The sequence below is a fragment of the Gloeomargarita sp. SKYB120 genome, assembly GCA_025062155.1.
Lineage (GTDB): Bacteria > Cyanobacteriota > Cyanobacteriia > Gloeomargaritales > Gloeomargaritaceae > Gloeomargarita.
Genome location: JANXAM010000071.1, coordinates 1 through 1,363 on the forward strand (window position 1 = coordinate 1; position 1,363 = coordinate 1,363).

The window sequence follows — 1,363 nt, forward strand, 5'->3', positions numbered from 1 at the left end:
CGCGCTGGTGGTGAGCGCGGGGTTGGGGTCCACGCAAATTCCAGGGTTATCGGCGCCGTTCCGGCTGGAACCGGTGTTGGGACAGGCTGTGGAGGTTTGGTGTCCGGAGTTGGCCGACTACCCAGTCATCTACGGGCAAGAGACGGCGATTGTTCCCCAGGCGTCGGGCAGTGTTTGGGTTGGCGCAACTGTGGAAGCAAGAACGACCCCGGACCCGGCCACCTGGGAGCAGCTTTGGCAAAGGGCAGTGGCAATGTGTCCCGTTTTACAGGGCAAAACCTGGCAACGGCAGTGGTACGGTTTACGCCCGCGACCGGTTGACCAGACGGCGCCAATTGTGCAAAACGACCCCCACTGTCCCTGGGTTATCTGGGCGACGGGTCACTACCGCAATGGAGTGCTGCTCGCTCCCTGGACTGCGCAGGAGGTTAAGCGACGGCTCTGGGAACTGGCGTCAGCCACTTCATCAATGGGAAAATAACTTGGGCGCTGGGGTGTGGTAGAGGAAAAAAAACAATATGTAGCAGTCCTGTTTAAGAGCATATAGCTAAGCACAGAATGCTTGACACAGTCAGCAATCGGCATCCTGGATGCTTCCACGTTACTCGCTTCCTAGGGCCGACAACCTAAATGTTTTCTGCTGTAGGTTCCTAATCCGAGAAAAAACATTTACCAAAAACGCTGGTTGAGAATCGTTGCCGGCGTAGCGTCGTAAGGCCACGTATAAGGAAAGGGGACTTGGGGATACTCGTCCTTGACATTCGCCAGAGCAATCGGCCAGGCCTTGGCACAACTCCACTCCCACCGGTTGATGAGACTGGGAGCAACATCGAGCAATACTTTCAACTCAGCCCGTTGTGTGCGAATCGTGCGTTCCCAACCGTTGTAGGCAGCCGGTAATGGAACGTGCATTCGTTTTAACAAGTGCTCCAGTAGAACCACTAGGCAACTGACGAATTCTTTCTTTTGTGAAATCCCCAAAGCCTCAATTTCCTCAATCAGATGCTCGATGTCCAGCTTGGCGAAGTCACCCTTTTGAAAATGGACAACGGTTTCTTCTGCCCACCGCCCAATATCTTGCTCATAAAGGGTATGCAGCCAGTTTTCACTCGCCATCAAAAACCCCGCAAAGGTCGTTGTTTCTTCAGGATAACCTGGGGGAATTACGGTTAGCGCCCCCTGCGCAATATCACACCGGCTTCGTAGCAGCCTCCTGTTCCAATTCCTGCACCAGTTGTTCCAGGTGACTGCGCTGGGCATGAAAGACTGAGCTACAGAAATGACACGTCACTTCCGCGCCGTCGTCCTGGTGAATCATGCTCTTGAGTTCTTGGATGCCCAACATCTTCAGCGCCCCCAGCAC

Annotated in this window: 2 protein-coding genes; one reads left to right on the top strand and one right to left on the bottom strand. The window is 54.4% G+C overall.

Features of this window, described 5'->3' with window-relative positions; genetic code table 11:
* Positions 1 to 481 (top strand): FAD-dependent oxidoreductase (locus tag NZ705_12475; GenBank protein ID MCS7293758.1); only part of this gene is annotated, 481 nt, incomplete at its 5' end.
* Between the two features lie 188 nt (positions 482 to 669).
* On the opposite strand, the gene NZ705_12480 is transcribed toward NZ705_12475, so the two are convergent.
* Positions 670 to 1,116, bottom strand: coding sequence for a DUF29 domain-containing protein (locus tag NZ705_12480; protein ID MCS7293759.1), 447 nt, complete (start codon positions 1,114 to 1,116; stop codon positions 670 to 672).
* Positions 1,117 to 1,363: the final 247 nt, after the last annotated feature.